The sequence below is a fragment of the Rhizobium sp. Root491 genome, assembly GCF_001427205.1.
GTDB lineage: Bacteria > Pseudomonadota > Alphaproteobacteria > Rhizobiales > Rhizobiaceae > Agrobacterium > Agrobacterium tumefaciens.
Map to the genome: position 1 here is coordinate 1 of NZ_LMFF01000015.1, position 25,704 is coordinate 25,704.

Annotated in this window: 23 protein-coding genes and 1 tRNA gene; 12 read left to right on the top strand and 12 right to left on the bottom strand. The window is 58.5% G+C overall.

Translation table 11 applies throughout. The features are described from left to right. Nucleotides 1-1,452 (top strand): methyl-accepting chemotaxis protein (locus ASD46_RS16675; RefSeq protein ID WP_060642533.1); only part of this gene is annotated, 1,452 nt, incomplete at its 5' end. Between the two features lie 253 nt (nt 1,453-1,705). Here the strand turns inward: ASD46_RS16675 and ASD46_RS16680 are convergent. Together ASD46_RS16680 and ASD46_RS16685 are read right to left on the bottom strand one after the other, a co-directional pair. Then, nucleotides 1,706-1,945 carry a hypothetical protein gene (locus ASD46_RS16680; RefSeq protein ID WP_025594288.1) on the bottom strand — a complete coding sequence of 80 codons (240 nt, stop codon included), beginning with the start codon at nt 1,943-1,945 and terminating at the stop codon, nt 1,706-1,708. 287 nt (nt 1,946-2,232) lie between these two features. Further along, nucleotides 2,233-2,309, bottom strand: a tRNA-Arg gene (locus ASD46_RS16685). A 522-nt stretch (nt 2,310-2,831) separates the two neighbouring features. Here ASD46_RS16685 and ASD46_RS16690 point away from each other — a divergent pair. Further along, nucleotides 2,832-3,338, top strand: a complete 507-nt coding sequence (locus ASD46_RS16690) for a MarR family winged helix-turn-helix transcriptional regulator (protein WP_003513721.1) — start codon at nt 2,832-2,834, stop codon at nt 3,336-3,338. A gap of 193 nt (nt 3,339-3,531) precedes the next feature. Next, nucleotides 3,532-3,810 (top strand): hypothetical protein, encoded by a 279-nt coding sequence (locus ASD46_RS16695; protein WP_019565143.1) that lies wholly within the window; start codon nt 3,532-3,534, stop codon nt 3,808-3,810. Nucleotides 3,811-3,845: 35 nt separating this feature from the next. Here ASD46_RS16695 and ASD46_RS16700 read toward each other — a convergent pair whose 3' ends face one another. Continuing rightward, the gene (locus ASD46_RS16700; RefSeq protein ID WP_019565144.1) at nt 3,846-4,322 is read right to left on the bottom strand and encodes a hypothetical protein; all 477 of its coding nucleotides are present in this window, start codon (nt 4,320-4,322) and stop codon (nt 3,846-3,848) included. A gap of 74 nt (nt 4,323-4,396) precedes the next feature. After that, the gene (locus ASD46_RS16705; protein ID WP_003513718.1) at nt 4,397-5,401 is read right to left on the bottom strand and encodes a LysR family transcriptional regulator; all 1,005 of its coding nucleotides are present in this window, start codon (nt 5,399-5,401) and stop codon (nt 4,397-4,399) included. A 254-nt stretch (nt 5,402-5,655) separates the two neighbouring features. Here ASD46_RS16705 and chvE point away from each other — a divergent pair, with 254 nt between their 5' ends. From chvE to araD1, 4 genes are all read left to right on the top strand, one after another. Continuing rightward, nucleotides 5,656-6,720 carry a sugar ABC transporter substrate-binding protein ChvE gene (chvE, locus tag ASD46_RS16715; protein WP_003513717.1) on the top strand — a complete coding sequence of 355 codons (1,065 nt, stop codon included), beginning with the start codon at nt 5,656-5,658 and terminating at the stop codon, nt 6,718-6,720. A gap of 90 nt (nt 6,721-6,810) precedes the next feature. After that, on the top strand, nt 6,811-8,349 hold the full coding sequence (gene gguA / locus ASD46_RS16720; RefSeq protein ID WP_025594250.1) for a sugar ABC transporter ATP-binding protein GguA: 1,539 nt from the start codon (nt 6,811-6,813) through the stop codon (nt 8,347-8,349). Then, nucleotides 8,346-9,542, top strand: a complete 1,197-nt coding sequence (gene gguB, locus ASD46_RS16725) for a sugar ABC transporter permease GguB (RefSeq protein ID WP_003513714.1) — start codon at nt 8,346-8,348, stop codon at nt 9,540-9,542. The genes gguA and gguB overlap by 4 nt, the downstream gene beginning before the upstream one ends. A 115-nt stretch (nt 9,543-9,657) precedes the next feature. Next, the gene (araD1, locus tag ASD46_RS16730; protein WP_013636674.1) at nt 9,658-10,653 is read left to right on the top strand and encodes a 2-keto-3-deoxy-L-arabinonate dehydratase AraD1; all 996 of its coding nucleotides are present in this window, start codon (nt 9,658-9,660) and stop codon (nt 10,651-10,653) included. 62 nt (nt 10,654-10,715) lie between these two features. On the opposite strand, the gene ASD46_RS16735 is transcribed toward araD1, so the two are convergent. The 7 genes from ASD46_RS16735 to ASD46_RS16765 all read right to left on the bottom strand — a co-directional run bounded on the left by ASD46_RS16735 (nt 10,716) and on the right by ASD46_RS16765 (nt 16,163). Then, nucleotides 10,716-11,348, bottom strand: coding sequence for a histidine phosphatase family protein (locus ASD46_RS16735; RefSeq protein WP_025594248.1), 633 nt, complete (start codon nt 11,346-11,348; stop codon nt 10,716-10,718). A 24-nt stretch (nt 11,349-11,372) separates the two neighbouring features. After that, nucleotides 11,373-11,783 (bottom strand): VOC family protein, encoded by a 411-nt coding sequence (locus ASD46_RS16740; protein ID WP_025594246.1) that lies wholly within the window; start codon nt 11,781-11,783, stop codon nt 11,373-11,375. A gap of 40 nt (nt 11,784-11,823) precedes the next feature. Next, complete coding sequence (locus tag ASD46_RS16745; protein WP_025594245.1) at nt 11,824-12,288, bottom strand: GNAT family N-acetyltransferase; 465 nt, start codon at nt 12,286-12,288, stop codon at nt 11,824-11,826. 82 nt (nt 12,289-12,370) lie between these two features. Continuing rightward, nucleotides 12,371-12,967 carry a class I SAM-dependent methyltransferase gene (locus ASD46_RS16750; RefSeq protein ID WP_025594244.1) on the bottom strand — a complete coding sequence of 199 codons (597 nt, stop codon included), beginning with the start codon at nt 12,965-12,967 and terminating at the stop codon, nt 12,371-12,373. A gap of 4 nt (nt 12,968-12,971) precedes the next feature. After that, the gene (locus ASD46_RS16755) at nt 12,972-13,787 is read right to left on the bottom strand and encodes a transglutaminase family protein (RefSeq protein WP_003513702.1); all 816 of its coding nucleotides are present in this window, start codon (nt 13,785-13,787) and stop codon (nt 12,972-12,974) included. A 21-nt stretch (nt 13,788-13,808) separates the two neighbouring features. Beyond that, the gene (locus tag ASD46_RS16760; protein ID WP_003513700.1) at nt 13,809-14,750 is read right to left on the bottom strand and encodes an alpha-E domain-containing protein; all 942 of its coding nucleotides are present in this window, start codon (nt 14,748-14,750) and stop codon (nt 13,809-13,811) included. Nucleotides 14,751-14,753: 3 nt separating this feature from the next. Further along, the gene (locus tag ASD46_RS16765; RefSeq protein ID WP_003513699.1) at nt 14,754-16,163 is read right to left on the bottom strand and encodes a circularly permuted type 2 ATP-grasp protein; all 1,410 of its coding nucleotides are present in this window, start codon (nt 16,161-16,163) and stop codon (nt 14,754-14,756) included. A gap of 483 nt (nt 16,164-16,646) precedes the next feature. Between ASD46_RS16765 and ASD46_RS16770 the strand changes: the two genes are divergently transcribed. The 4 genes from ASD46_RS16770 to ASD46_RS16785 all read left to right on the top strand — a co-directional run bounded on the left by ASD46_RS16770 (nt 16,647) and on the right by ASD46_RS16785 (nt 19,942). Continuing rightward, the gene (locus tag ASD46_RS16770) at nt 16,647-17,543 is read left to right on the top strand and encodes a DMT family transporter (RefSeq protein WP_003513697.1); all 897 of its coding nucleotides are present in this window, start codon (nt 16,647-16,649) and stop codon (nt 17,541-17,543) included. A gap of 78 nt (nt 17,544-17,621) precedes the next feature. Further along, a complete protein-coding gene (locus ASD46_RS16775) occupies nt 17,622-18,239 on the top strand; it encodes a L,D-transpeptidase (RefSeq protein WP_003513696.1) in 618 nt (205 codons plus the stop codon). Between the two features lie 241 nt (nt 18,240-18,480). After that, nucleotides 18,481-18,870 (top strand): DoxX family protein, encoded by a 390-nt coding sequence (locus ASD46_RS16780; protein WP_025594242.1) that lies wholly within the window; start codon nt 18,481-18,483, stop codon nt 18,868-18,870. Between the two features lie 163 nt (nt 18,871-19,033). After that, nucleotides 19,034-19,942, top strand: coding sequence for a DMT family transporter (locus tag ASD46_RS16785; protein ID WP_025594240.1), 909 nt, complete (start codon nt 19,034-19,036; stop codon nt 19,940-19,942). Nucleotides 19,943-20,033: 91 nt separating this feature from the next. Here the strand turns inward: ASD46_RS16785 and ASD46_RS16790 are convergent, their stop codons facing one another. Further along, nucleotides 20,034-21,512 (bottom strand): DEAD/DEAH box helicase, encoded by a 1,479-nt coding sequence (locus ASD46_RS16790; protein ID WP_003513690.1) that lies wholly within the window; start codon nt 21,510-21,512, stop codon nt 20,034-20,036. A 465-nt stretch (nt 21,513-21,977) separates the two neighbouring features. Between ASD46_RS16790 and ASD46_RS16795 the strand changes: the two genes are divergently transcribed. Beyond that, on the top strand, nt 21,978-25,676 hold the full coding sequence (locus tag ASD46_RS16795) for a response regulator (protein WP_025594238.1): 3,699 nt from the start codon (nt 21,978-21,980) through the stop codon (nt 25,674-25,676). Nucleotides 25,677-25,704: the final 28 nt, after the last annotated feature.

The following is a 25,704-nucleotide window of genomic DNA, read 5'->3' on the forward strand; positions in this document are numbered from 1 at the left end:
GACAAGCTTGCCAAGGGTGTTGCAAAAGGCAGCGACGATCTGACGGATCAGACGAATTCCACGATCCTGACCTCGCTTGTTGTGGTTGGCATCAGCTTTGCAGCCGGCATCATTCTCGCACTTCTCGTGGCCTCGCGTGGCATCACAACGCCGATTGCCCGCCTGCGGGAGCGTATGGTGTCGCTGGCAGGCGGCGATACGGCAGCCGAGATCGATGGCATGGACCGCAAGGATGAAGTCGGCCAGATGGCGGTTGCCGTTCAGGTGTTCCGCGAAAGTGCGATCGAGCGCATTCGTCTCGAACAGGAAACCGAAGCCAATCGCAGCCTTTCGGAAAAGGAACGCATCGCGCGCGAGCAGCAGAAGGCCAAGGAAGCTGCCGACGTCAAATTTGCCGTCGACAATCTTGCAACCGGTCTTTCGAAGCTTTCGGATGGCGATGTGTCCTACCGCATCGGCCAGCCGTTCACGGCGACACTCGACGGCGTTCGTAACGACTTCAACATGTCCGCCGAAAAGCTGCAATCGGCATTGACCCGGGTTGCGCAGAATGCCGGTGGCATCGGCGCGGGCGCAAACGAGATCAAATCGGCCGCCGACGATCTGGCCAAGCGTACCGAACAGCAGGCAGCAGCCGTGGAAGAAACCGCTGCCGCTCTGGAAGAGATCACCACGACCGTGAAGGATTCCACCAAGCGCGCGCAGGAGGCAGGCCTGATCGTCAGCCGCGCCAAGGCAGGCGCCGAACAATCCGGCGAAGTGGTACGCCGCGCCGTGGTCGCCATGGAGCAGATCTCCAAATCCGCCAACGAGATCAGCAACATCATCGGCGTGATCGACGAAATCGCCTTCCAGACCAACCTTCTTGCGCTGAATGCCGGCGTGGAAGCTGCGCGTGCGGGCGAGGCGGGCAAGGGCTTTGCCGTTGTCGCGCAGGAAGTGCGCGAACTGGCGCAACGCTCCGCCAATGCGGCCAAGGAGATCAAGGCGCTGATCACCACCTCGAACGATCAGGTGCAGCAGGGCGTTCAGCTGGTGGGCGACACCGGCAAGGCGCTGGCGACGATCGTATCGGAAGTGCAGGAAATCAACCGGCACGTCGTCTCCATCGTGGAATCCGCGCAGGAGCAATCCTCCGGCCTCCAGCAGATCAATACCGCGGTCAACCAGATGGACCAGGACACGCAAAAAAATGCTGCCATGGTGGAAGAGACCAACGCCGCCAGCCACAATCTGGCCAAGGAGGTAGCTTCGCTCAACCAGCTTCTCGCGCAGTTCAAGCTCGCCGATACCGCCTATCAGCAGAAGAGCCAGCCCGCTCCGGTTCGCAATGCCGGCGGCAACGACAGATACGTGGCATCCCCCGTACGCGCGCTTGGCCGCAAGATTGCATCCGCATTCTCCGGTAACGCTGCTGTCGATACGTCAAAGGACGACTGGCAGGAGTTTTGATCGNGCATCCCCCGTACGCGCGCTTGGCCGCAAGATTGCATCCGCATTCTCCGGTAACGCTGCTGTCGATACGTCAAAGGACGACTGGCAGGAGTTTTGATCGCCATACGATTGGCATCATGCCGATCCACGCCCGGACATGACGCAAGGCTTGCGGGCCTGACATCCGGGCCGTGATTTAAAAACATGCCGCGCAGGGTCCGATTGCTTGCGCGGCATGGCTGAAGGAGGCGCGTGCCGCCGCGCCGGTAAATCAGTCTGGCATCAAATCGGAAATCTGCCCATGTGAGACCAGCAGGCGCGGGTTTGTCATGCTGCCGCTTTCCTCGTCGACGGTAACGGCATAAGCCGCAACGCCGATGTGGCGCGATGCCATGGCGCTCGCTATCTTTTCGGCGGACGCCGCATTGGAAGCCTGCCGCATTTCGCCCGGCACAATGCCCCCGCGTCCCTTTTTGAACTGCACTACAATAATCTTTTCAGCGTCTGACATATCTCGTGCACTCTCGTTTGTTCTTTAAATGTTCTAGTTATATAAGAGATTCAACATGGTGTTACGCCCCGTTTTTGGGGCCGCCAAAGTTCTACAGTACTATTGGAAGCATTGGGTGAATTTTGACGCGAACGGGAGAGTTTTACGCATAACAGGTTGAAGTCGTTACGATGGGCCGAGCTTCCCAATTACATGCTTACGAACTCAACATTTTCTAACGCTGAGCGTCCGTTATATTCGGCTCAGTGTTTTCGAGGTCGTTCTTTATTCCGTACTCTGCAATAAAATGGCGCACCCGACAGGATTCGAACCTGTGACCTTTGGAATCGGAATCCAACACTCTATCCAGCTGAGCTACGGGTGCAGCGGTCACGCTTGAATCGCGTGCAGCGGTTGGTTCATACCCCAGCTTTCTTTCCGCATCAATGTCTAAAAATCAAAGATTTACGAAATGGGGCCTGTTTTCCGGTGTGGGGGAGAGCGTGGGTTGCTGCGAGGGCTGCTGTCTGCATGTTTGCGATAGCAGGGCGGTATGTTGTTTGCGGTATTGCGTTTCTTCCTGATAAGACGTTTCCCTTTTAAGTAGTATTTTACGTCTGCATCCAGCGGCTGTCCTGGCACTTTTGTACACAGGCGGGTTGATTGTCGTATTGCCTTTCAAACAAGGCGGGGGAGGCGGTTTTTGACCCTAAAAATCGGTGGGTAAATAATCATACTTTTCTTTTGTGCCCGATGGTGATTACGAGACAGGGGTTGTCGCAATGGGTATTAACTGTCAAATTATTATACAATATTAGTATCATCTACATTTATTTGGGATACAGTTTAGTCCTGTTGTCGGTTATCATTCCGGCAGGGTTAAGGAACGAATCAGGCGGGGGATCGGATGGCTTTGCAATTGGCACATAGCAACGGGCCACGGGCGGAAAAGGCCGAAAGCGGCGGCACGCAGGCGGAACATTTAAACGCTATCGACTATGGATTGTTGACGACCGCGATCGGTTATCATTTGAGGCACTCGCAACTTGCCGTGGCAAACGGCTTTTCCGACGTGCTGGCGGAGATGGGATTGCGGCCGGCCGATTTTTCCGTTCTCGTCATCGTCGGCGGCAATCCGGGCCTCAAGCAGAGCGATGTGGCCGAGGCGCTTGGCATACAGCGTGCCAATTTCGTCGCGATCGTCGATAGCATGGAAAGCAAGGGATTGCTTGTCCGCCGCAGGTCGGAAGAGGACAGGCGCGTTCATTTCCTCGACATGACGGATGAGGGCAGCAGCCTTCTTGAGCGCCTTTCCGATGCATGGCGTGACCGCGAGGAAAAGCTGATCGACCGGATCGGCGGCAAAAAAGCCCGTGACCAGCTGCTGGCCCTGCTTGGACGCCTGCGGGACTGAGCGGTAGCGGTATCGGTCAAGCCGGTCGGCAATCCCCTGCCTCTCCCTTTCACGAGGGTCTGATTGGTAGGGGGTCGATTTGCGTTGCAATTTTCCTGCGAAACGGCCAAGACGCCTTGGACGTGCCAACGCCTTTGGCGCGCGTCATGCCGCAACTGCGCAATGTTCTGGAGAGGCCCGAAACGGGAACGCCATGCTGATTATCGATACGAGCCATCCGCTTTATCGCCGTTTGTGGGTCAGATTGCTCATCGTCGGCTTTTGCGCCGCCTGGTCCGTCATCGAATTCGTCAATCGCGAATTTTTCTGGGGAACGGTTGTCGGCGGCGTGGCGGTCTATGCGGCCTATGAGTTGTTGCTGAAGTTCAAGCCCGCCAGCGAGGAGAACGCTGGAGGCAAGGCTGACGCGGCCAGGGACGATTCAGACGAGCCAGTGGAAAGTGCACCCACGGATAGAAATGACGCCGGCTGAGGCGAGCTTTCCGGGCGTAAAACCGCTACCTGCCTCTACTGGAAATGTTCACGGGTTCGCAGCATCCGGATCGCCTGGTCAATCAGGAGATTTGCCGCTGTCATGCGCAGCGTCGCATTGTGCCGGAATTCCGGTCTCACTCCGTCGGGATGATTGAGCCTTGCGAAGGCGCGGCGCTTTTCCGCAAGCGTTGCGGCGGTGTCGGTTTCATGGATGGCCAGTTCTGCTGAAACATCCGCGAGCGAGGTCTTTTCGAGATGGGCCGGCATGGGTTCGGGTTGGGGTTCCGGCTGGGGCTCGGCAAGCGCAACGGGCTCCGGCAGAAAGGCCAGATAGGCGTCGAGACTGGCGTTTCCCGGTTGCGGTGCATCCGGATAGGTATCCACGACGAAGCCAGAGCTGAAACCCACAATACGATGACCGGCGGGCGGCGTCGGCTCCGCGCTTTCGTCTTCTTTTTCCTGTCTCAGTCTTTCAACGACCGACTCGAAGACGGATTGTCCGAAAAGCATGCGGCTATTCCCTGGGCAGGTCCTGATAAATCCGGCCTCTATATACAATGAAGTTGGCGTCTGGCTTGCCTTCCTCAAAAGCCCGTCAGTTTGCGGCTTTCATCCAGAACCAGATCGTAGAGCAGCCGGGCGCTGGGCGGCAAAACGCGGCCTTTGGTGGTGATGATGCTGTAGGGCTTGACGACAAGCTCGAAATCCGTCGGCAGGATGCGGGTGCGGCCGATATCGGCCTGCTGGCCGGCCACGAACTCGGCCATGTCCTGCGCGATTGGCGCAATTGCATCCGTGTTGCAGATAAGGGCAAGCGTCAGCACCACGGATGGCGTGTTGATGACGTTGCGCGGCATGGCGACGCCGTGAGTGAGGAACACGTCTTCCATCGTTCTGCGCAAAAGCGCGCCGGGCGGCTGGAAGACCCAGTCGTAACCGGACAGATCCTGCAATGTCACGGGCTCGCCGTGGAGCAGGGGGTGGCCCTCGCGAACCACCAGACAGGCGCGCTCGATGCCAATTTCATGGATGGAGAACAGGCCGGGGTCGAAATCATCGGGGATGCGGCCGATGATGAAATCGTGACGTGCGGCCAGAAGTTCCCGCGCCAGTACGTTGCTACTTTCCACCTGCACGTTGATCTCGATACCGGGATAGGTGTCCATCGCCCGTCTTATGGCGGGCACGACCAGGCTGATGGCCGGTGCGGTGACGGCGCCGATATAAACCGATCCGCCGCTGCCAGATTTCATCTGGTTGAGTTCGCGGCTCGCCTCACGCAGCTCCAGCAATATGGTGCGGGCGCGCCGCGCCAGCGCCTCGCCGAACTTGGTCAGCACCACACCACGCGACGCTCTCTGACAGAGCGGGCTTTTGACGATTGCTTCCATTTCCGAAAGCATGCGCGATGCCGCCGGCTGCGTCATGTTCATGGCGGCGGCGGCGGCGCTGACCTGCCCGTGCTCCTCGATCATGACCAGCATGCGCAGGTGGCTCATCTTCAAGCCGGCGCGCAGCAAAGGGTTGTCTTCGAAGACGAAGAGCGCATCCGCTGTTTGCGTCTGCTCATACACTTTTTGGTTGCTCATTCGCCGGTTTATACCCCTCAATGGTTATTGTATCGATTTAATATATCATAATTGATATACGTAAACTGATTTATTCTATTTGACAGTTATATGGATTCAGAACAATTTGCGGAATGCCGGGGAGGAGCGGCATCTGTTCCATTTCGCAGTTGCGAGATCGGAACGGGCGCAATGCGGCTTCTTCCTCTGATGGCATGAATTTTATGGTGCAACGCAACAAGCGGGTACCAAAGAGGGTTCAAGGGAGAGAGTTAATGAAGTCCATTATTTCGCTGATGGCGGCTTGTGCCATCGGTGCTGCTTCCTTTGCAGCGCCGGCTTTCGCGCAGGACAAGGGTTCTGTCGGTATCGCCATGCCGACAAAGTCTTCCGCGCGCTGGATCGATGACGGCAACAATATCGTCAAGCAGCTGCAGGAAGCCGGTTACACGACCGATCTGCAATACGCCGACGACGATATTCCGAATCAGCTTTCCCAGATCGAAAACATGGTCACCAAGGGCGTTAAGGTCCTCGTGATTGCTTCGATCGACGGCACGACCCTGTCGGACGTTCTGAAGCAGGCTGGTCAGCAGGGCATCAAGGTCATCGCTTATGACCGTCTCATCCGCAACAGCGGCGACGTCAGCTACTACGCCACTTTCGACAACTTCCAGGTTGGCGTTCTGCAGGCAACTTCGATCGTTGACAAGCTTGGCCTGAAGGACGGCAAGGGCCCGTTCAACATCGAGCTGTTCGGCGGTTCTCCTGACGATAACAACGCCTTCTTCTTCTACGATGGCGCGATGTCGGTTCTGAAGCCTTACATCGACAGCGGCAAGCTGGTCGTAAAGTCGGGCCAGATGGGCATGGACAAGGTCGGTACGCTGCGTTGGGATCCGGCAACGGCCCAGGCTCGCATGGATAACCTCCTGTCGGCTTATTACACGGACGCAAAGGTTGACGCTGTTCTGTCGCCCTATGACGGTCTGTCCATCGGCATCATCTCCTCGCTGAAGGGCGTTGGTTATGGCACGAAGGACCAGCCGCTGCCGGTCGTTTCCGGTCAGGACGCTGAAGTTCCGTCGGTCAAGTCGATCATTGCTGGCGAACAGTATTCGACCATCTTCAAGGACACTCGCGAACTCGCGAAGGTTACTGTTGGCATGGTCAACGCCGTTCTGCAGGGCAAGGAGCCTGAGGTGAACGACACCAAGACCTATGAAAATGGCGTCAAGGTTGTTCCGTCCTACCTGCTCAAGCCGGTTGCCGTGACCAAGGACAACTACAAGCAGGTTCTCGTCGACGGTGGTTACTACACCGCAGATCAGCTGAAATAAGCCTGCAACACATGCGGGGATGGCTTGGCGCCGTCCCCGTTTTTCCATAAAAATAAAAACGCCTGAATTAATCGGGCGCTGGATTGCGATATGGCCAATACCATTCTCGAAATGCGGAACATCACCAAGACGTTTCCGGGCGTAAAAGCGCTTGAGAACGTCAACCTTAAGGTAAAGGAAGGTGAGATCCACGCGCTCGTTGGCGAGAACGGCGCTGGAAAGTCGACCTTGATGAAGGTCCTTTCTGGTGTTTATCCCGCTGGCACCTATGAGGGCGAGATCCACTATGAAGGTGCTGTGCGAAATTTTCGCGCCATCAACGACAGCGAAGATATTGGTATCATCATCATTCACCAGGAGCTTGCGCTTGTGCCGCTCCTGTCGATTGCCGAAAATATTTTCCTTGGCAACGAGGTCGCTTCGGGCGGCGTCATCAACTGGCAGCAGACCTTCAACCGTACCCGCGAACTTCTGAAGAAGGTGGGCCTGAAGGAATCGCCGGAGACGCTGATTACGGATATCGGCGTCGGCAAGCAGCAGCTGGTCGAAATCGCCAAGGCGTTGTCGAAGAGCGTGAAGCTTCTCATCCTTGATGAGCCGACCGCCTCGCTCAACGAGAGCGATTCCGAGGCTCTGCTCAACCTTTTGATCGAGTTCCGCAAGCAGGGCATGACGTCGATCATCATCACCCACAAGCTCAACGAAGTGCGCAAGGTGGCCGACCAGATCACCGTGCTGCGCGACGGCATGACGGTGAAGACGCTCGACTGTCATCAGGAAGAAATCAGCGAGGACGTCATCATTCGCAACATGGTGGGACGCGATCTAGAAGATCGTTATCCGCCGCGCGACGTGCCGATCGGCGAGACCATTCTCGAAGTGAAGAACTGGAACGCCTATCACCAGCAGCACCGCGACCGGAAGGTCCTGCACGACATCAACGTCACCGTGCGCAAGGGCGAAGTCGTCGGCATTGCCGGGCTGATGGGGGCAGGGCGCACGGAATTCGCCATGAGCGTGTTCGGCAAGTCCTACGGTCACAAGATCACCGGTGACGTTCTGATCGACGGCAGGCCCGTGGATGTCAGCACCGTGCGCAAGGCAATCGATGCCGGTCTTGCCTATGTGACCGAAGACCGCAAACATCTCGGTCTGGTGCTCAACGACAACATTCTGCACAACACCACGCTTGCCAATCTGGCAGGCGTGTCGAAGGCCAGCGTCATCGACGACATCAAGGAAATGAAGGTGGCGAGCGATTTCCGCACACGCCTTCGCATCCGCTCTTCGGGCATCTTTCAGGAAACGGTCAATCTTTCGGGCGGCAACCAGCAGAAGGTCGTGCTTTCCAAGTGGCTCTTCTCCAATCCTGATGTCCTGATCCTCGACGAGCCGACACGCGGTATCGACGTTGGCGCGAAATACGAAATCTACACCATCATCAACCAGCTCGCTGCCGACGGCAAAGGCGTTCTGATGATCTCATCGGAAATGCCTGAATTGCTCGGCAATTGCGACCGCATCTACGTCATGAACGAAGGCCGCATCGTCGCTGAATTGCCGAAGGGAGAGGCGAGCCAGGAAAGCATCATGCGCGCTATCATGCGCTCAGGGGAGAAGAACTCATGAGTTCGGCAAACACCACAAACGAAGAAAGCAACGTCATCTCGGTCGGGTCGTATATTCGCTCCAATATCCGCGAATACGGCATGCTGATCGCGCTCGTCGCTATCATGGTTTTCTTCCAGTTCTATACCGGCGGCATTCTGTTCCGGCCCGTGAACCTGACCAACCTCATCCTGCAGAACTCGTTCATCGTCATCATGGCGCTTGGCATGCTGCTGGTCATCGTGGCCGGACATATCGACCTTTCTGTCGGTTCCATCGTCGCCTTCGTCGGCGCGATTGCGGCCATATTGACCGTGCAGTGGGGCATGAACCCGTTTCTCGCGGCGCTGATTTGTCTTGTCATCGGCGGTATCATCGGTGCTGCCCAGGGTTACTGGATCGCCTATCATCGCATCCCGTCGTTCATCGTGACGCTGGCGGGCATGCTTGTGTTCCGCGGCCTCACGCTTTTTGTGCTCGGCGGCAAGAACATCGGCCCGTTCCCGACGGATTTCCAGATCATCAGCACCGGCTTCCTGCCTGATATCGGTGGCATCGAAGGTCTGAACACGACGTCGATGATCCTGACATTGGTGATTACTGTCGTGCTGTTCTATCTGGCGTGGCGCCGTCGCGTGGTGAACGTGAAGCACGGCATCGACGTGGAGCCGTTCGGTTTCTTCATTGTGCAGAACCTGCTCATCTCAGGCGCTATTCTGTTCCTTGGCTACCAGCTGTCCACCTATCGTGGCCTGCCGAACGTCCTGATCGTGATGCTGGTTCTGATTGCGCTTTACAGCTTCGTGACGCGCCGCACGACCATTGGCCGCCGCGTTTACGCCATGGGTGGCAACGAGAAGGCGACCAAGCTTTCCGGTATCAACACCGAACGCCTGAGCTTCCTAACCTTCGTCAACATGGGCGTACTGGCCGGTCTGGCCGGCATGATCATCGCGACACGCCTCAACTCGGCAACGCCGAAGGCAGGCGTTGGCTTCGAGCTTGATGTGATCGCGGCCTGCTTCATTGGCGGTGCTTCGGCCTCCGGCGGCGTTGGCAAGATCACCGGTGCTGTTATCGGTGCCTTCATCATGGGCGTCATGAACAACGGCATGTCGATCGTCGGCCTCGGTATCGACTTCCAGCAGATGGTCAAGGGCCTCGTGCTGCTCGCTGCCGTGTTCTTCGACGTCTACAACAAGAACAAGGGCTGATTGCCCAGCCAATATAGCAAGTCAAAAAAGTGGCCGGTTTCCGGCCACTTTCATAAGGTGAAGGCGCAACGCGCCGAAGAAGATAAGGCGCGTTGCGCCGCAGGAAGGAAATCCCGTGCTCATTTCACAGATCAAGGATGCCAGTGGCAAAATCACCGTCGCCGTTCGCGAAGAAGGCGGACAGGCGCACGCCGTCAACGGCGCTCAATCGGTTTACGCGCTCGCCATGGAAGCTGCCAATGGTGGCAAGAGCCTTGCCGATGTTGTGTCCGCCCATGGTCTCGGCGATGCCGTCGATCTTGAAAAGGCTTATGCTGAAGGTCGCTTTCTGCCGCCGATCACCCATCCCGATCCGGCGCATCTGCATCTGACAGGCACGGGCCTGACCCATCTCGGCTCTGCTGCTACCCGCGACAGCATGCACAAGAAGACCACGGAAGCCGCCGAGGAAAGCCTGACGGATTCCATGAAGATGTTCCGCATGGGTCTGGAAAATGGCAAGCCGAAGGCTGGCGAAAAGGGTGTTCAACCCGAGTGGTTCTACAAGGGCAACGGCTATGTCGCAGCGGCACCCGGTGCTGCTCTCACCTCTCCGTCCTTCGCGCTTGATGGCGGCGAAGAGCCGGAAATGGCCGGCATCTACGTGATCTCCGACAAGGGCGAACCCGTGCGCATCGGCTTTGCCGTGTCGAACGAATTTTCCGATCACGTCACCGAGCGGATCAACTATCTCTACCTCGCCCATTCGAAGTTGCGCCCGGCAAGCTTCGGCCCGGAAATCCGCGTCGGCGTTGCGCCGTCGGATATTCGCGGCACCTCGCGCATCCGTCGTGGCGACAAGGTCATTTTCGAAAAGCCGTTTGTTTCGGGTGAGGACAACATGTCCCACACCTTCGCGAACCTCGAATATCACCACTTCAAATACGGCCTGTTCCGCGCACCTGGTGACGTCCATGTGCACATGTTCGGTACCGCAACGCTCTCTTTTGCGGAGGGCATCAAGCCGGAAGCGGGTGACGTGTTCGAGATCGAGGCCGCTGGTTTCGGCCTGCCGCTGAGGAACCCGCTTGCGGTTAATGCGGAAGAAGAAATCACGGTTCGGCAGATCTGATCTACCGGGGCTGCACGTTAAACGGTTGAGGGAGGGGGTCGCTCAGCGTCCCCCTCTCGACGTCATCCCCGGCTTGTCTTCAGGTGGGACACATCCGCCAAAGCGATAACGCCGCGGTTTTGCCAGTAATCGTCTTGTCTTAGGTGCGTAATGCTGCCGGAAGACGCGGGAAAGCTGACATAACCGACGCTGTCGATCGGCATTTTGATCCATGCCGCGATGACGAAGGTAAGAGCGAAGCCATGGGTAACGATGATCTGCGTGGGGCAAGGACGCGATATAATCGTGTCCACGGCGCGGTACACTCTTTCGGCCAACTCTCGTCTCGTTTCGCCATCAGCAATTCCGCCACGATGATCCATCCGGTCGTGATGGGGGGCCGGTATCTGACGGGCGTCGAGCCATTCCTGCGGCATACCACCCGCCGAACCGTAGCTGATTTCCCGCAGGCCATCCGTGGTTTCAAAAGGGGACTTGAGGTGTTCAGCAATGATTGCCGCAGTCTGGGAGGCCCGCAGAAGATCGGAACTGAAGATTTCGACTGATGTGTTGCCGATCAAGGCCACAAGTTTCTCGGCCGTCGCCTGCGCATCGGCTTTTCCCTTGGGTGTCAGTTCGGTATCATACCAGCCTCCAACCTTGTTCTCGACATGATGGACGGACTGGGTGTGCGTGACGACAAAAATGTTCTTCATAGTGTTCTTCCGGGTATCTGGGGCTTACTCGAACCCCCACAGCCTGCCTTCGCCCACCTCCACGGAATTGCCGGCCGGGTCGCGGATGTAGACGGAATAGCTGTCATTCGGCCAGCGGTGATAGTGTTCGATGGGAATTCCAAGCTCCTCGAAGCGGGCTTTCCAGTCGTCCACTTCCGACTTGTCTTTCGCATAAAAACAGAAATGGCCTTGTCCGGTGGCGCCGTGGCGCGGGATCGGATTGTCGGGGGTGGCCGTGCGTGATTGTTGCGGATCGAAGACCAGCAGCATCTGCCGGCCACATTTGAAGAACACGAACTGGCCCGGCAGCCTGCGCACCACCTCCAGCCCGAAGACATAGCGATAAAAGGCCTCGGCGGCGTCGAGATCGTTGGCGTAGATCGCCGTCTCCATAAGGGCGGCTGGCGGTTTCATGGTTCCTCCCCGATGTCTGGCAACGGATATAGCGGACAGTCTATGTTTTCGTGCTGTAGGTCAGCACCGTCAGGTCGTGCTTGCCAACACCACGTTCCAGAACGGTCCAGCCGCAGTTCGTATAATAGGTTTCGAGACGGCGCCGGCAGCACAGGTAGCTGGTGTCGTGACCAAGTTCGGCGGCCCGTTGTGTTGCGGCCTGCATGAGCGCCCGGGCGACACCTGAACGTCTGCTGTTTTCCTCCACCCAGAGTGCGGCAACCCATGGCAGATATTGTGGCCGCTCCTCCAGATCGCAATGGATAAGAAAGGCGGAGCCGACGTAACCCTTGTCGTCATGGGCGACGAAGCCGGTCGGCAGGGCATGGGGGTTCACCATGTCTTTCAGATGTTCAGCCACATCGCCGACCTGGAGGCCACTATCCTGCCACCATGCCGTCCAGACCCGTTCCGCAATGATGGGTCCATGGGACTGGCAGTCGCGATAGTCGGAAATACTGTACAAAAAGCCCTCTCCCTGATCGGTTGCTGCGGCGATTTAACCGGTCACGGCGGGCTTTCGCAACCCACAGGTTGTTGAAAGCGGATCAGGGTTTCGTTGCCGTCACATGCAGCCAGTCGGTTGGCAGCTTGTCGTAACCGCTGCCGTGCCGTGCTTCTATCTCCACGCCTGCCCAGGCGAAATGCCCGTACAGGTCCTCAAGCCAGGTTTTCGAAGGATAGTTGTAATAGCGGCCGAACGTGTCGCGGCCTTCCGCTTCCCCGGCCTTGAAGCTGGCGTAAAAAACACCGCCCTGTTTCAGCGCCGTACGGATGCGGCGGATGATACCGGAAAGAGCGGGGCGGGGGACATGCAACAGGCAGGCATTGGCCCACACGCCGTCATAAGTCTCCACGTCGCCGATATCTTCGAACAGCAATGTCGCGACGGGAATGCCGAGCCGCGTTTCGGCCGCCTTGGCGATTTCGGGTGTGCCGTCCGTCGGGCGCACGTCGAAGCCTGCAGCGAGCATGAATTCACTGTCCTGCCCGCCACCGCACCCCAGTTCGAGGATGGTCGCGCCTTTGGGCAGGCGCGACAGGAATTTTTCCAAATGGGGAAGGTCCGCCGTTTGCCCTCTCGACGTATAGGCTCCGGCATTATGCGTATAAAAGCCGATCGTTTCGTCGTCTCTGCCGGCCATTGTCTCAGCTTTGCGATTGGCTCTGCGATTGCTGCACGGTCACCGAAACGTTCAGTGTTTCGCCGGCCGGGCCGATCCGCATGCCCGATATCGGCGCGCAGTCGCGGTAGCAGAGGCCAAGGGCAATGCGCACGTAGCGATCGTCAGGGCAGATATTATTGGCGGCGTCAAAGCCAACCCAGCCGAGCCCCTGCAGATGCACCTCGGCCCAGGCATGGGTTGCCGTCTGCTCCGCCACGTCTTCCATCATCAGATAACCGGAAACATAGCGGGCGGGCAGGCCCATCAGCCGGGCGGCGGAAATGAGGATATGGGCATGGTCCTGGCAGACGCCCTTGCCGGCTTCGAGTGCGAGTTCGGCGGTGGTTTCGGTGTCGGTCGAACCCGGCACATATTCCACCTTGCTGTTGATCTTCTCCATCAGGTCGTGCAGGCGCTCGAGCTCGCTGTTGCCGGTGCTGGCCTTCGCCAGTTCGCGCACGAGTTTGCCAGGCTTCGTCAGCGGCGTCTCGCGCAGGAAGAGCCATAGCGGCGCACTGCCGGTGTGGGGGCCGACCATGCCGGCCCTGTCTTCGGTTATGACGAGGCCACCAGCCACGACCTTGACCCTGCGTTGCGGGCCTTCGGTCTCGACCAGTGCGACACGGTTGCCGAAATGGTCGTCATAGCTTACTTCGACGGTGGCGCCGTCGACCGATACATCCCAGTCCTCCACCGTCTGGCACGGGCCGGTCTGTGGCGTCAGGCGCAGCCGCTGCAATGCATAGGGCATCGGCTCGTCATAGACATATTCGGTCGTATGGGTGATTTTCAGACGCATAAGCTGTCCCCGTCCACGCGCTTACAGATAAAAGCGGTAGCCTTCCATGATTTCCTGCCCCAGCTGCCCGTTCCGGTTGACAAATCTCTCCAGAAACTCGTGCAGGCCTTCATCCATGACGCGATCGATCGTCGTCTTGCGCAGACTGTCGCGAATGCTTTCCGCCGTTTCATGCGCCTTGTGCTTTTCACCGTAATCCTCAGCTATGTAATTGAGGTTGCTGGTTATCTTCTCGTAGCAATAGGCGAGCGAGCGCGGCATGCGGCCGTTGAGAATGAGGAAGTCGGCAATGTTGGCGGGCTTGTATTCCGCATCATAGACCCAGCCATAGGAGCGGTGCGCCGAGACCGAGCGCAGGATGGATTCCCATTGGGCATTGTCGAGCGAGGAGCCGACATGCGCCACGGCCGGCAGCAGCACGTAATATTTTACGTCGAGAATGCGGGCGGTGTTGTCGGCGCGCTCGATGAAGGTGCCGATGCGGGAGAAATTATAGAGATCGTTGCGCAGCATCGAGCCGTGGAAGGCGCCGCGCACCAGACCGGCGCGATGCTTGATGACATCGATGGTCTGCGGCAGTTCGGCATGGCTGAGCTTGCGGCCGAGGATGTTCTTCAACTCGATCCAGAATTCGTTGGTGGCTTCCCATGTCTCGCGCGTCAGCGCGGTGCGCACCATGCGGGCATTGTTGCGGCCTGCCTCGATGCAGGACATGACGCTCGAAGGGTTTGCCTTGTCCCGCAGGAGATAATCGATCGCATTGGCCGCCGTCACCTTCTCGCGCGTTTCGAGAAAGGCTTCGTGCACGCCGGCACTCTGCAACACGCCGTCCCAGTCCTCATCGCCGCTGCCGCTGCGCGTCAGGGAAACGCGCAGGCCCGCATCGATAAGCCGGGCGATATTTTCAGCGCGCTCAATATACCGGAACATCCAGTAGAGCCCGTTTGCCGTTCTGCCCAGCATGGCTTAGTCCTCCAGTACCCATGTATCCTTGGTGCCGCCGCCCTGGCTGGAATTGACCACCAGCGAGCCCTGCTTGAGGGCAACACGGGTCAGTCCGCCGGGAATGATCTTCACCTTGTCTGAAACCAGCACATAAGGACGCAGATCGACATGGCGCGGCGCTATGCCGTTTTTCACCATGATCGGCACGGTGGAAAGCGACAGCGTGGGCTGCGCGATGTAATTGGAGGGGCGGGCTTTCAGCTTTTCGGCAAAAAGCGCCCGTTCCTTTTTCGACGCGGTGGGGCCGACCAGCATGCCGTAACCGCCCGAACCGTGAACTTCCTTGACAACCAGTTCGGCAAGGTTGTCGAGAACGTATTTCAGGCTGTCCGGCTCCGAACAGCGCCATGTCGGCACGTTTTCCAGAAGCGGCTTGCGGCCGGTGTAGAACTCGACGATCTCGGGCATGTAGGAATAGATTGCCTTGTCGTCGGAAATGCCGGTGCCCGGCGCATTGGCGATGGTGATGTTGCCGGCGCGGTAGACATCCATGATGCCGGGTACGCCGAGCGCCGAATCCGGCCGGAAGGTGAGCGGATCAAGGAAGTCGTCGTCGACGCGGCGGTAAAGCACGTCGATGGCCTCGTAGCCACGTGTAGTGCGCATCTTGACCTTGCCGTCCATGACGCGCAGGTCGGACCCTTCCACCAGCTCCACGCCCATCATGTCGGCCAGGAAGGAATGTTCGTAATAGGCGGAATTGTAGATGCCAGGGGTCAGCACCGCGACGCGCGGCTTGCCGGTGCAGCCGGGGGGTGCAAGCGAGGCGAGCGATTGGCGCAGCTGATAGGGGTAATCCTCCACCCGCTGTACCCGGTTTTCATGGAAGAGTTCCGGGAACATCTGCATCATCGTTTCACGGTTTTCCAGCATGTAGCTGACACCTGAAGGCGTTCGGGCGTTGTCTTCCAGAACATAGAACTGGTCTTCGCCGGTGCGGACGATATCCGTGCCGACAATGTGGGTATAAACGCCGCCGGGTGGCGTGAAACCGATCATTTCCGGGAGGAATGCGACGTTCTTCTCAATGATTTCGCGGGGAATGCGCCCGGCGCGAATGATTTCCTGCTTGTGGTAGATATCGTCGAGGAAAGCGTTGAGAGCGAGAACGCGCTGTTCGATACCCTGGGCCAGTTTGCGCCACTCGCGCCCGGAAATGATGCGCGGAATGATATCGAAGGGGATCAGTTTTTCTGAACTGTCGGCGTGGCCGTAGACTGCGAAAGTAATGCCGGTTTTTCGAAAGATGTTTTCCGCGTCTTTAGACTTCTGGATCAGGTGTGCCCTGTCCTGCCGGCTGTACCACTCGTTATAGTTTTCATATGGGCTTCGCGGCGCGTTGTCCGCATTTATCATTTCGTCAAATGCCAACTTCGATGTCCCCTTTTTTGCCATATGAATACAACGACAAATGCAATGCAAGAACTATGCGGAGGCCTCCGTGAAGATTTTTTACCGCCCTAGAGTTTTAAAAAAGAAGCGTTTTTTCGCTTTCAGCCTATAAATGCGGCATTGGCAAATTGGTTGCAGGGCAAGGTGGGGCGGAACGGGGTGGTGGCACTGTGTGCGCCGTGGGCGAATGCACAAATTTTATTCGTTCGCTTTCGGTTGATGGGTTTTGGGTGTGGCATCAGAAAATCTGAAAGATGCGATCACCAAAACACTTTTGACCTTTTGCGGGGATGGGGATCCCGGCTAGCTTGGACGGCTGTGTTTCGCCAAGGGGTGCGCGCCGAGATCCGGCCGGGTCATTGACCGGTTGCTTCAAGTCGTAAAAATGTCAATTCGCCGCATGCCTTATGTCCCGGGCCCATGTCCGGTTGCGGGGCATCACGCGGCACAGGGGAAGTTCCCATGTCGCTCGACCGTCTGGCTCCGGCCATCTTCGTCTTTCTCTGGTCGACCGGCTGGGTCACCGCGAAATATGCCGTTTATTATACTGGTCCGCTGACCTTCCTCTGTCTGCGTTACCTGTTGGCGGGTGCGATATTGTGGGCGATCTGCCGGTTTTCCTCCATTCAATGGCCTGAACGGCGCATCGATGTTTTCCGGGCAATCTTGTCCGGCGTGTTCCTGCACGGCCTTTACCTTGGCATGATCTGGTGGGCGATAGGGCAGGGCGTGCCGGCGGCGATCGGCGGCATTATTGCCGGTTTGCAGCCGTTGATGACGGCGGTTGCCGCCCGTTACATGATCGGCGAAAAGATCTCTCCGGTGCAGCGTGCCGGCTTGCTTCTCGGCTTTGTCGGCATTGCCATCGCCGTGCTGCCGAAGGTCATGGCATCAGGCGCGCTCGGCCTTTCCGTGCCGCTTTATGCCGTGGCGGTGAATGTGCTGGGCATGACGTCGGTGACCTATGGCACCCTCTACCAGAAGAAATACGTCCATGGCGGAAACATCATGGCGGTCGCCACGCTGCAATATGTCGGCGCCCTCATCGTCACCGTTCCCTTCGCGCTGTTGCTGGAGGATGGTCATGTGGACTGGAGCCTCGGGCTTGCCGCCACGCTCGTCTGGTCGGTGGGCGCGATCTCCATCGGTGCGGTGGCCCTGCTACTCTATCTCATCCGGCGCGGGCAGGTCTCGCGCGCTGCCTCGCTGATCTATCTCGTGCCGCCGCTTGCCGCCGTGGAAGCGGCCCTGCTTTTCGGGGAAACGCTGACGCCGGCCATGATTGCCGGCACGGTCCTGGCGGTAACGGGGGTGTATCTGGCCAACCGCCGGCCCGCAGCGCCAGTTGAGGCGCGTTAATTCCTACAACCTCATATTAGAGATTTGTTAACCATAAAATTATACCTCTCGTTAATCTAGAGATTTGGCGGGGGTTACATGTCTATTTCACGTCGTGGTGTTCTGTTCGGATTGCCGCTGTTGCTGGCCGGCTGCGCAAGTTCCGGCATCGGGCAGCAGAGGCTTAATTATGCGGCGAAGCCGGACGAGAAGTTTCCGCTTCCGGAAATGCATCTCGACAAGGTGAAGCCCGAGCTGCGCCGGCAGGAAGTGGCATACGATACCGCGCATCCGGCCGGAACGGTGATTGTGGATACGCCCGCGCGGCGTCTTTACTACGTACTGGGCGATGGACGGGCAATGCGTTACGGCGTCGGCGTCGGTCGCCAGGGGCTTGCGCTGAAGGGCGACGCCTATATCGGCCGGAAGTCGGAATGGCCTTCCTGGACGCCGACCGCAAACATGATGCGCCGTGATCCGCGCAATCTGAAATACGCCGGCGGCATGGAGGGGGGCCCGAACAACCCGCTCGGCGCACGGGCGCTCTACCTCTATCGCGGCGGCAACGACACCATGTTCCGTCTGCACGGCACCAACCAGCCGCAATCCATCGGCCACGCCATGTCAAGCGGCTGTATCCGGATGCTGAACCACGACATCATCGATCTTTACAGCCGCGTGCCGGTTGGCTCCAGGGTCGTGGTGTTGCAGGCCTGACGGAGAGGCGGATTTTTCCGCCTTTGCCACTCGAAAAAATGCCTGTATCCTTGGGTTGATTTTTTCCACATGAGTCCAGTTTTATGGTGGAAAATCAACCATGTGTAGAATGACTCCCTTTATGTATTTAAGGGAGTTCTGCTATATCGGAAATGTGATTTTCGGTGTTCGAGACGTGTATCCATAAAGGCATGATTGCGCTGTATCGAGCGTCGCACCACTTCAACGGGGACACATGAACATGGCAATTTTCGACAATCTCTCCCGCTACCGCCCGCAGGCACTCGGGGCGCTGCGCATCATGACGGCGCTGCTTTTCATTTCGCATGGAACACAGAAGCTGTTCGGTTTTCCGGCATCGCAGATGGACGGCTCCCTGCCGACGATGCTGCTGGTGGCGGCGCTTCTGGAAGCCGTTGGCGGCATTCTCGTGCTGGTCGGCCTTTTCACGCGTCCGGTTGCCTTCATCCTGTCCGGCCAGATGGCTGTTGCCTATTTCATTGCGCACGGGCCTAAGAGCTTCTTCCCCGCTCTCAATGGGGGCGACGCCGCGATCCTGTTCTGCTTCATCTTCCTTTATCTCGTGTTTGCCGGTCCGGGTGCTTTCTCGGTGGATGAACGCCGGGCCTGATCGGCCGCTGCAATCTCCGGTCTGTCATTGAAGCCCCGCATGGCTGGTACCGTGCGGGGCTTCATGCTTTTGAAACGGTGGAAACTTCGGCCGTCACCGAAGCATAGATGCTTGTTTTCGGGTTAGGAACGGTTCATCCTGAACGCAGTTGGAAAATTGATCCGTGACCAGTCAAAACCCTATCGCCCGCGAATTGCTGCTACTTGCCCTGTTGTCCACTCTGTGGGCCGCATCCTATACTTTCATCAAGATCGGGGTGGAGACCATACCACCGCTGACCTTCATTGCCGCAAGAACCCTGATTGCCGGTCTGTTGCTGCTGGCGGTCATTCGCCTGCGCGGGCTGCGGTTGCCGCGGGATTTCGCCACATGGCGGCTCTTCTTCGTTCAGGCCTGCATCAACAGCGTGTTGCCTTTCACGCTGATCGCGTGGGCGGAGCAGAGCATCGATGCCGGTCTCGCCGTCATCCTCAATGCGACGACGCCGATCTTCACCTTTCTTCTCACCGCGCTGATCATCCGGCATGAGCAGGTCAGCGGGCGCAAGCTGTTCGGCACTGTTGCGGGCATGACAGGTGTCTGTCTCATCATCGGTCTGGATGCGTTGAACGGGGCGGGTGAGGCGCTGTGGAGCCAGATTGCCGTGCTGACTGCAGCCTTTTCCTACGCCTGTGCCGCCATCTTCAGCAAAAACTTCAGGGGTCTCGATCCCGTCATGCCTGCCGCCGGCTCGCTGATCTGCGGCGCCGTGCTTCTGTTGCCGGTTAGCGTGATCGTTGACCGGCCCTGGACATTGTCGCCATCTTCGGCGTCGCTCACCGCACTTGTGTGCCTCAGCGTCTTTTCAACGGCGCTCGCCTTCATGGTCTATTTCCGGCTGATGCAGACGCTCGGTTCGGTCGGTACCACGTCGCAGGCGTATCTGCGGGTTCCGATCGGTGTCGCCATTGGCATGGTGTTTCTTGGAGAAGTGCCGACGCCTGCCATGTGGGTGGGTCTTGTCTGCGTGATTGCCGGAGTGCTGGCCATGACCCTGCCGTCGCGGCGCCGGTCGTTGGCGCAGGGCGGCTGAGAGCAAAAAGAAAACCCCGCAAGCCTGCGCTTGCGGGGTTTGAAGGTAGACACGCGATACCGAGGAATCGGCTCGCGCAGAGTTAAGTTACTTAGCGGTTACGGCCGCGATTGCCGTTTCCGTTGCCGGAAGCGCGCTTTTCCTGGCCGTTGCCGCCAGCAGGTGCGTGACGGTTGCCCCCGCTGCCGCCGGGCTTGCGGGCAGGGCGGCGCTGCTTGCGAGGGCCGGCCGGGCGACCTGCGTCACCTTCCGCCGTCTTCACGCGCTTGAAGTCTGACGTGACTTCCAGATCGTTGTCCGCATCACGCGGGGCGTGGTGACGCGAGGGACGGGGCTCGCCATTGTGGCGTCCGCCTTCGCGGGGTCCACGCGGCTGGCCGCCATTGTTGTTGCGACCACGGTTGTTGTTGTTCGGGCGCGTCGGGCTGGCAAGACCGGCCGGACGTTCACCGGATGCAACCGGGATATCGATCTTCATCAGCTTTTCGATATCGTGCAGCAGACGTGTTTCGTCCGGTGCGCAGAACGCGATGGCAATGCCGTCGCGGCCGGCACGGGCGGTACGGCCGATGCGGTGGACATAGGCGTCGGGCACTTCCGGCAGGTCATAGTTGAAGACGTGCGTCACGGCCGGAATATCGATGCCGCGGGCAGCGACGTCGGTTGCGACCAGAACCTTGATCTCACCGTCCTTGAAGCCCTTCAGTGCCCGCTCGCGCTGTCCCTGGCTCTTGTTGCCGTGGATGGAAGCGACCTTGAAGCCGATATGTTCCAGATGCTTGTAGAGCTTTTCCGCGCCGTGCTTGGTGCGCAGGAAAACGATCGATCGGCCATCCGGGTTTTCGTTGAGCGACTTCTTCAGAAGGTCGGTCTTGTCATTCTTGCCGGCGACGAAATGCACGTACTGCTCGACCTTGTCGGCGGCCTTGCCCGGAGGTGTTACCTCGACCTTGATCGGGTCCGTCAGGAAGTTGCTGGCAAGCTCGGAAATCGCCTTCGGCATCGTTGCCGAAAACAGCAGGGTCTGGCGCTTGGCCGGAACCATCTTGGAAATCTTGCGCAGATCGTGAATGAAGCCCAGATCGAGCATCTGGTCGGCTTCATCAAGCACCAGATAGGTGACCTTGGAAAGCGAGATCGCGTTGCGGGCGATGAGGTCCAGCAGGCGGCCGGGTGTCGCCACCAGGACGTCCGTGCCTTTTTCGAGCTGAAGCTGCTGCTTGTTGATCGACGCGCCGCCGACAACCTGGTTAATGCGCAGCGGCGTCTTCTTCACGAAGGAGCGCAGGTTTTCGCCGATCTGGTTAACCAGTTCGCGGGTCGGTGCAAGGATGAGGGTGCGGGTGGTGCGGTTTGCCGGGCGGTCGGCTTGCTTCATCAGCATTTCGATGATGGGCAGGCCGAATGCTGCCGTCTTGCCCGTGCCGGTCTGTGCGAGGCCGATGAGATCACGGCCTTCAAGCAGCAGCGGAATGGCCTTTGCCTGAATGGGGGTGGGGGTTGTGTAGCCGAGCTGGGTAACGCTGGCCACAATCTTTTCAGAGAGGCCGAGTTCGCTAAAACTGGTCAATAGTAATGCCTTTCGGGGCGCCAAAAACCAATCGTCCGGAGCAGTTGCTGCTGTCCGGCGGTTTCGGCGTCAAGAACCCCGCGTGAATTGGGAACTTGTGGGTTGGAATAACTTTCTGCGCATCAGTGCGGCAAAACGCCGTCTTCTGTATTCGTTGCGCTTTTCCTTCATGCGGGCCAAGTCATCTTGGTCATGTGCTGCAGCTCACGCGGCTGCCGAAGGTGAAAGCTTGACCGGCATGTGGGCGTTTTATGGCGTAAAGTCAAGCAATAGTTTTGTAACGCTGCCGTCTCGCGGCGCATGGCTGCCATGCAGAAGGCAGGCTAGCGATTGCCGGCGAGGCGCGGAGGCTTGCGAATAATTATGGTTAAAAAAGGGTAAAGCGACCATTCCGCACATAGCAAATAGCGGTTTTCTCACATAACGTTTTTGCAACGACGTCTGGAAATATTTGATTCGACAAGGATGGAACTGCACGGTGTGGAGTATCGCTTGACCCAAGGATGCGGGTTGCTGGAAAAAGCTTACGGGGCAATCGCCGCCCTGGATTTGCCCGCGTGCATCAAGGACAGCGAGCTTCGCTACCTCATGGTCAATGCAGCCTATGGCCGGGTCATGGGGCGTCCGCCCGCCGCGTTCACGGGCCACACCAGCCTTGCTCTTTCCGCCGATATTCGCGATGCCGAGCGCGAGGACAGGGAGCGCCGCTCGCTGGTCTTTGCCACGGACGAAGTGATTTCATGCCATGGTGCAGCGTCTTCAGGGCCTTACAAGCTGCGTTGCGAACGTTTCACCGGCGATGACGGCAGTCTGTTCCTGTTTGAGGTGTTCGAAGAAGTGCCCTCTGTCGTGAAGGGTGTTTCGGACGGCGGCAGCGCCGACCTGCTGTTCGACAGCGGCGTTATCGACCTCATCGATGCCGGTATCGTAATTTATGACCGTGAAAACCGGCTCGTCTATTGCAATGCGCGTTTCGTGGAATTCTACAGCGATTTCAACCTCCAGCTAAAGCCCGGCACCCGGCTTGAGACGCTGATGGAGGCGGTCTATTTCTCGAGCGGCTACCGCAGCGTGAAATCGGACGATCCGGATTACCAGGCATGGCTGCAGAAGCAGTTGCGGGATTTTTCCCTGCCCTATCTCGAAAGGGTGGAGCAGTTTGCCGATGGCCGGTGGGTGCGTATGGTCAACAAGCGGCTGGAAAACGGCATGCTGGTGGGGCTTCGCGTCGATGTGACGGAGTTCAAGGCGCATGAGACCCTGCTTAGCAAGCAGATCCGCGAGACCTGGCTGCTGCGCGCCGCGCTTGAGCAATTGCCCGTGGGCGTGTTCCTGCGGGATCAGGACAGGCGGCTGACCTTTGCCAATGCGGCCTTTGAGAAATTCCGGGGCGGCAGCCTCGCCGACTATTTGGGCAAGACCGAATGCGAGATGTTTCCGGAGGAGGGCGCAGAGTTCCAGCGGGAAAACGAGCATATCCTGCAAACCGGAGAGGCGATTGAAAAGACGGGAACCATTCCGCTTTCGGATGGCGGCGCCGTTCCGGTCATAACCCGGCTCGGCCGGGTCACGACGCCCGATGACGAATATTATCTGGTGGGTTCAGTCACAGATGTCAGCCTGCTGAAGGAGCGGGAAAATGCGCTGATCGCGGCGCAGGCGCAGGCCGAAGCGCTGCATCGCCAGTTCGAAACGGTTCTTCATGCCCTGCCGGTTGGCGTACTACTCCTCAACGCGGATCTCGTCATCGAATATGTCAATCCGTGCTTCGACACGTTATGGGGCGAAATCGGCGGCGAGAAGTCGCTTGTCGGTAAAAGCTATCGCGAATTCATGGAGGCGAATTTCGAAAGCGGCCTTTATGACTATGGCGATATACCCTTCGAGGAGCTCTACAACCAGCGCGCAGAACGGCTGCTCAACGACAAGGTCTTCACGCCGCGCGAGGTGCGCAGCAAAAGCGGCAAGGTCACCGTCATTTCCAAGACCCGCCTCGACGGCGGAAAAATCCTCAGCACCTATGCCGATGTGACCGACGTGCGCATGCGCGACGCCGAGATCAGTGAGGCAAAGGCCGAACTTGAGCGTGTCGGCGAATATATGCAGGGCGCCACGCGCGCCATGGCGCAGGGGCTGGTGCTGGTCGAGCAGGGAACCATCATCATGTCCAACGAGGCTGTGGCGCGAATGTTCGATGTGCCGCCGCAGCTGCTGGAAAAGGGCTGCAACTGGTCGGGGTTCTTTGCCCATTGTGCCGGGCGCGGAGATTTTGGCACCAAAGAGGAGGCGGCCGCGACGCTGACCGCCTGGAGAGAGCACATAGCCGCCAACAGGCCGTTCTCCTGGCTGATCCATATTGCCGGAAAGACGTGGCTCAATCTGGAAGCGACCAACAGTTCCGGCAATTACTGGCTCATCATCGTCACCGACGTCACCGAGATGAAGATGCGCGAGGAGGAGTTGCAGCGGCTGCTTTCCCGCGCGGAAGCGGCAGATCGCGCCAAATCTGAATTCCTTGCCAATATGAGCCATGAAATCCGCACGCCGATGAATGGCGTGCTCGGCATGGCGGAACTTCTGGCCAAATCCAATCTGGATACACGCCAGAAAACCTTCACCGATATCATCGTCAAATCCGGCAATGCGCTCCTGACGATCATCAACGACATTCTCGACTTCTCCAAGATCGAGGCCGGGCAGATGAAGCTGCGCAGCGTGCCTTTCGATCCGGCGGAAGCGGTGGAGGATGTGGTTTCCCTCCTGTCCTCAGCGGCGCTGGAAAAGAACATAGAACTTGTCGTCCGGATCGATCCGTCGGTTTTCGGCAAGGTCATGGGGGACGCCGGGCGGTTCCGCCAGGTCGTCACCAATCTTGTTGGAAACGCCGTCAAGTTCACGGAAATGGGGCATGTACTGATCGAACTTTCGGCGCAGTCGGCAGAAGCGTCGGAGACCATTCTGTCGCTGCGCGTCGAAGATAGCGGCATTGGCATTCCCGCAGACAAGCTCGAAACCATCTTCGACAAATTCAGCCAGGTCGACGGCTCAGCGACACGGCGGCACGAGGGAACGGGATTGGGACTGGCGATCACGGTCGGTCTTGTCGGTCTTTTCGACGGTACGATCAATGTGGTGAGCGAAGTCGGCAAGGGATCGACCTTCGAGGTCAATATTCCGTTTCACGTTACGGAAAAGCGGCGCGACGCTCCGCTTCTTGCCATGGCGATCGAGGATATACGCGTACTCGTCATCGACGATAACGACGTCAATCGCCGCATATTGGCGGAGCAACTGAAGACTTGGGGTATCGACGGCCATGCTGTGCAGGACGGGCCATCAGGCATTGCCGTGCTGCAGGAGGCTGCATCCCTCGGTTTTGCCATCGACGCCATCATTCTCGATTATCACATGCCTGTTATGAACGGGCTGGATGTGGTCGAGCGGATCAGGGCGGATAGCCGTTTCGACGATATCGCCATCGTGTTCCTGACGTCTATGGATGTCGTGGGTGACGAGAGCCTTTTCACCGATCTCAGCGTGCAGGCGCATCTGATGAAGCCGGCGCGGGCGCGTCTGTTGCGTTCCACCCTGTTCGATGTGGTGCGGGATGTGCGGCAGAAGCGCGCCCGGCAGGATCCGCAGGGGCTGGCGTCAGGCGGCAGCGATGCGCCGGTGCAGCCAGACAATGGCCCCACGGACAAGAAGCGGCGGGTTGTGTCACCTCCGACGACGGTTCCAGACCGGCGCCGACCCTGCCTTGTCGATGTGCTGGTGGCCGAGGACAACGACGTCAATCAGATCGTCTTCACCCAGATATTGCAGCAGGCGGGTTTGCGGTTCCTGATCGTCGGCAATGGCAAGAAGGCCGTTCAGGCGTGGGAGGAGCACAATCCCGCCGTCATCCTTATGGATGTGTCGATGCCGGTGATGAACGGGCATCAGGCGACACTGGCAATCCGCGCCGCCGAACAGGCGGCTGCCGACGGCCGGCATGTTCCGATCATCGGCGTTACCGCGCATACACAGGACGCGGACCGCGAGCTCTGCATCGCAGCAGGCATGGATGATTATCTGTCGAAGCCCATCAGCCCCGAAATTCTCGAGGACAAGATCGCGCAATGGCTGGGAGACGCGATGCCACGTCGCGACGTGCCGACCGCCTGACAGTGAAGGCCGGTTGCTGCTGTGGGAG

What these genes read in the sequence shown, in the direction of transcription:
- ASD46_RS16680 (WP_025594288.1), bottom strand. Translation starts at nt 1,945, where the DNA reads ATGTCAGACGCTGAAAAGATTATTGTAGTGCAGTTCAAAAAGGGACGC.
- ASD46_RS16690 (WP_003513721.1), top strand. Translation starts at nt 2,832, where the DNA reads ATGGCTTTGCAATTGGCACATAGCAACGGGCCACGGGCGGAAAAGGCC.
- ASD46_RS16695 (WP_019565143.1), top strand. Translation starts at nt 3,532, where the DNA reads ATGCTGATTATCGATACGAGCCATCCGCTTTATCGCCGTTTGTGGGTC.
- ASD46_RS16700 (WP_019565144.1), bottom strand. Translation starts at nt 4,322, where the DNA reads ATGCTTTTCGGACAATCCGTCTTCGAGTCGGTCGTTGAAAGACTGAGA.
- ASD46_RS16705 (WP_003513718.1), bottom strand. Translation starts at nt 5,401, where the DNA reads ATGAGCAACCAAAAAGTGTATGAGCAGACGCAAACAGCGGATGCGCTC.
- chvE (WP_003513717.1), top strand. Translation starts at nt 5,656, where the DNA reads ATGAAGTCCATTATTTCGCTGATGGCGGCTTGTGCCATCGGTGCTGCT.
- gguA (WP_025594250.1), top strand. Translation starts at nt 6,811, where the DNA reads ATGGCCAATACCATTCTCGAAATGCGGAACATCACCAAGACGTTTCCG.
- gguB (WP_003513714.1), top strand. Translation starts at nt 8,346, where the DNA reads ATGAGTTCGGCAAACACCACAAACGAAGAAAGCAACGTCATCTCGGTC.
- ASD46_RS16735 (WP_025594248.1), bottom strand. Translation starts at nt 11,348, where the DNA reads ATGAAGAACATTTTTGTCGTCACGCACACCCAGTCCGTCCATCATGTC.
- ASD46_RS16740 (WP_025594246.1), bottom strand. Translation starts at nt 11,783, where the DNA reads ATGAAACCGCCAGCCGCCCTTATGGAGACGGCGATCTACGCCAACGAT.
- ASD46_RS16750 (WP_025594244.1), bottom strand. Translation starts at nt 12,967, where the DNA reads ATGGCCGGCAGAGACGACGAAACGATCGGCTTTTATACGCATAATGCC.
- ASD46_RS16755 (WP_003513702.1), bottom strand. Translation starts at nt 13,787, where the DNA reads ATGCGTCTGAAAATCACCCATACGACCGAATATGTCTATGACGAGCCG.
- ASD46_RS16760 (WP_003513700.1), bottom strand. Translation starts at nt 14,750, where the DNA reads ATGCTGGGCAGAACGGCAAACGGGCTCTACTGGATGTTCCGGTATATT.
- ASD46_RS16770 (WP_003513697.1), top strand. Translation starts at nt 16,647, where the DNA reads ATGTCGCTCGACCGTCTGGCTCCGGCCATCTTCGTCTTTCTCTGGTCG.
- ASD46_RS16775 (WP_003513696.1), top strand. Translation starts at nt 17,622, where the DNA reads ATGTCTATTTCACGTCGTGGTGTTCTGTTCGGATTGCCGCTGTTGCTG.
- ASD46_RS16780 (WP_025594242.1), top strand. Translation starts at nt 18,481, where the DNA reads ATGGCAATTTTCGACAATCTCTCCCGCTACCGCCCGCAGGCACTCGGG.
- ASD46_RS16795 (WP_025594238.1), top strand. Translation starts at nt 21,978, where the DNA reads ATGGAACTGCACGGTGTGGAGTATCGCTTGACCCAAGGATGCGGGTTG.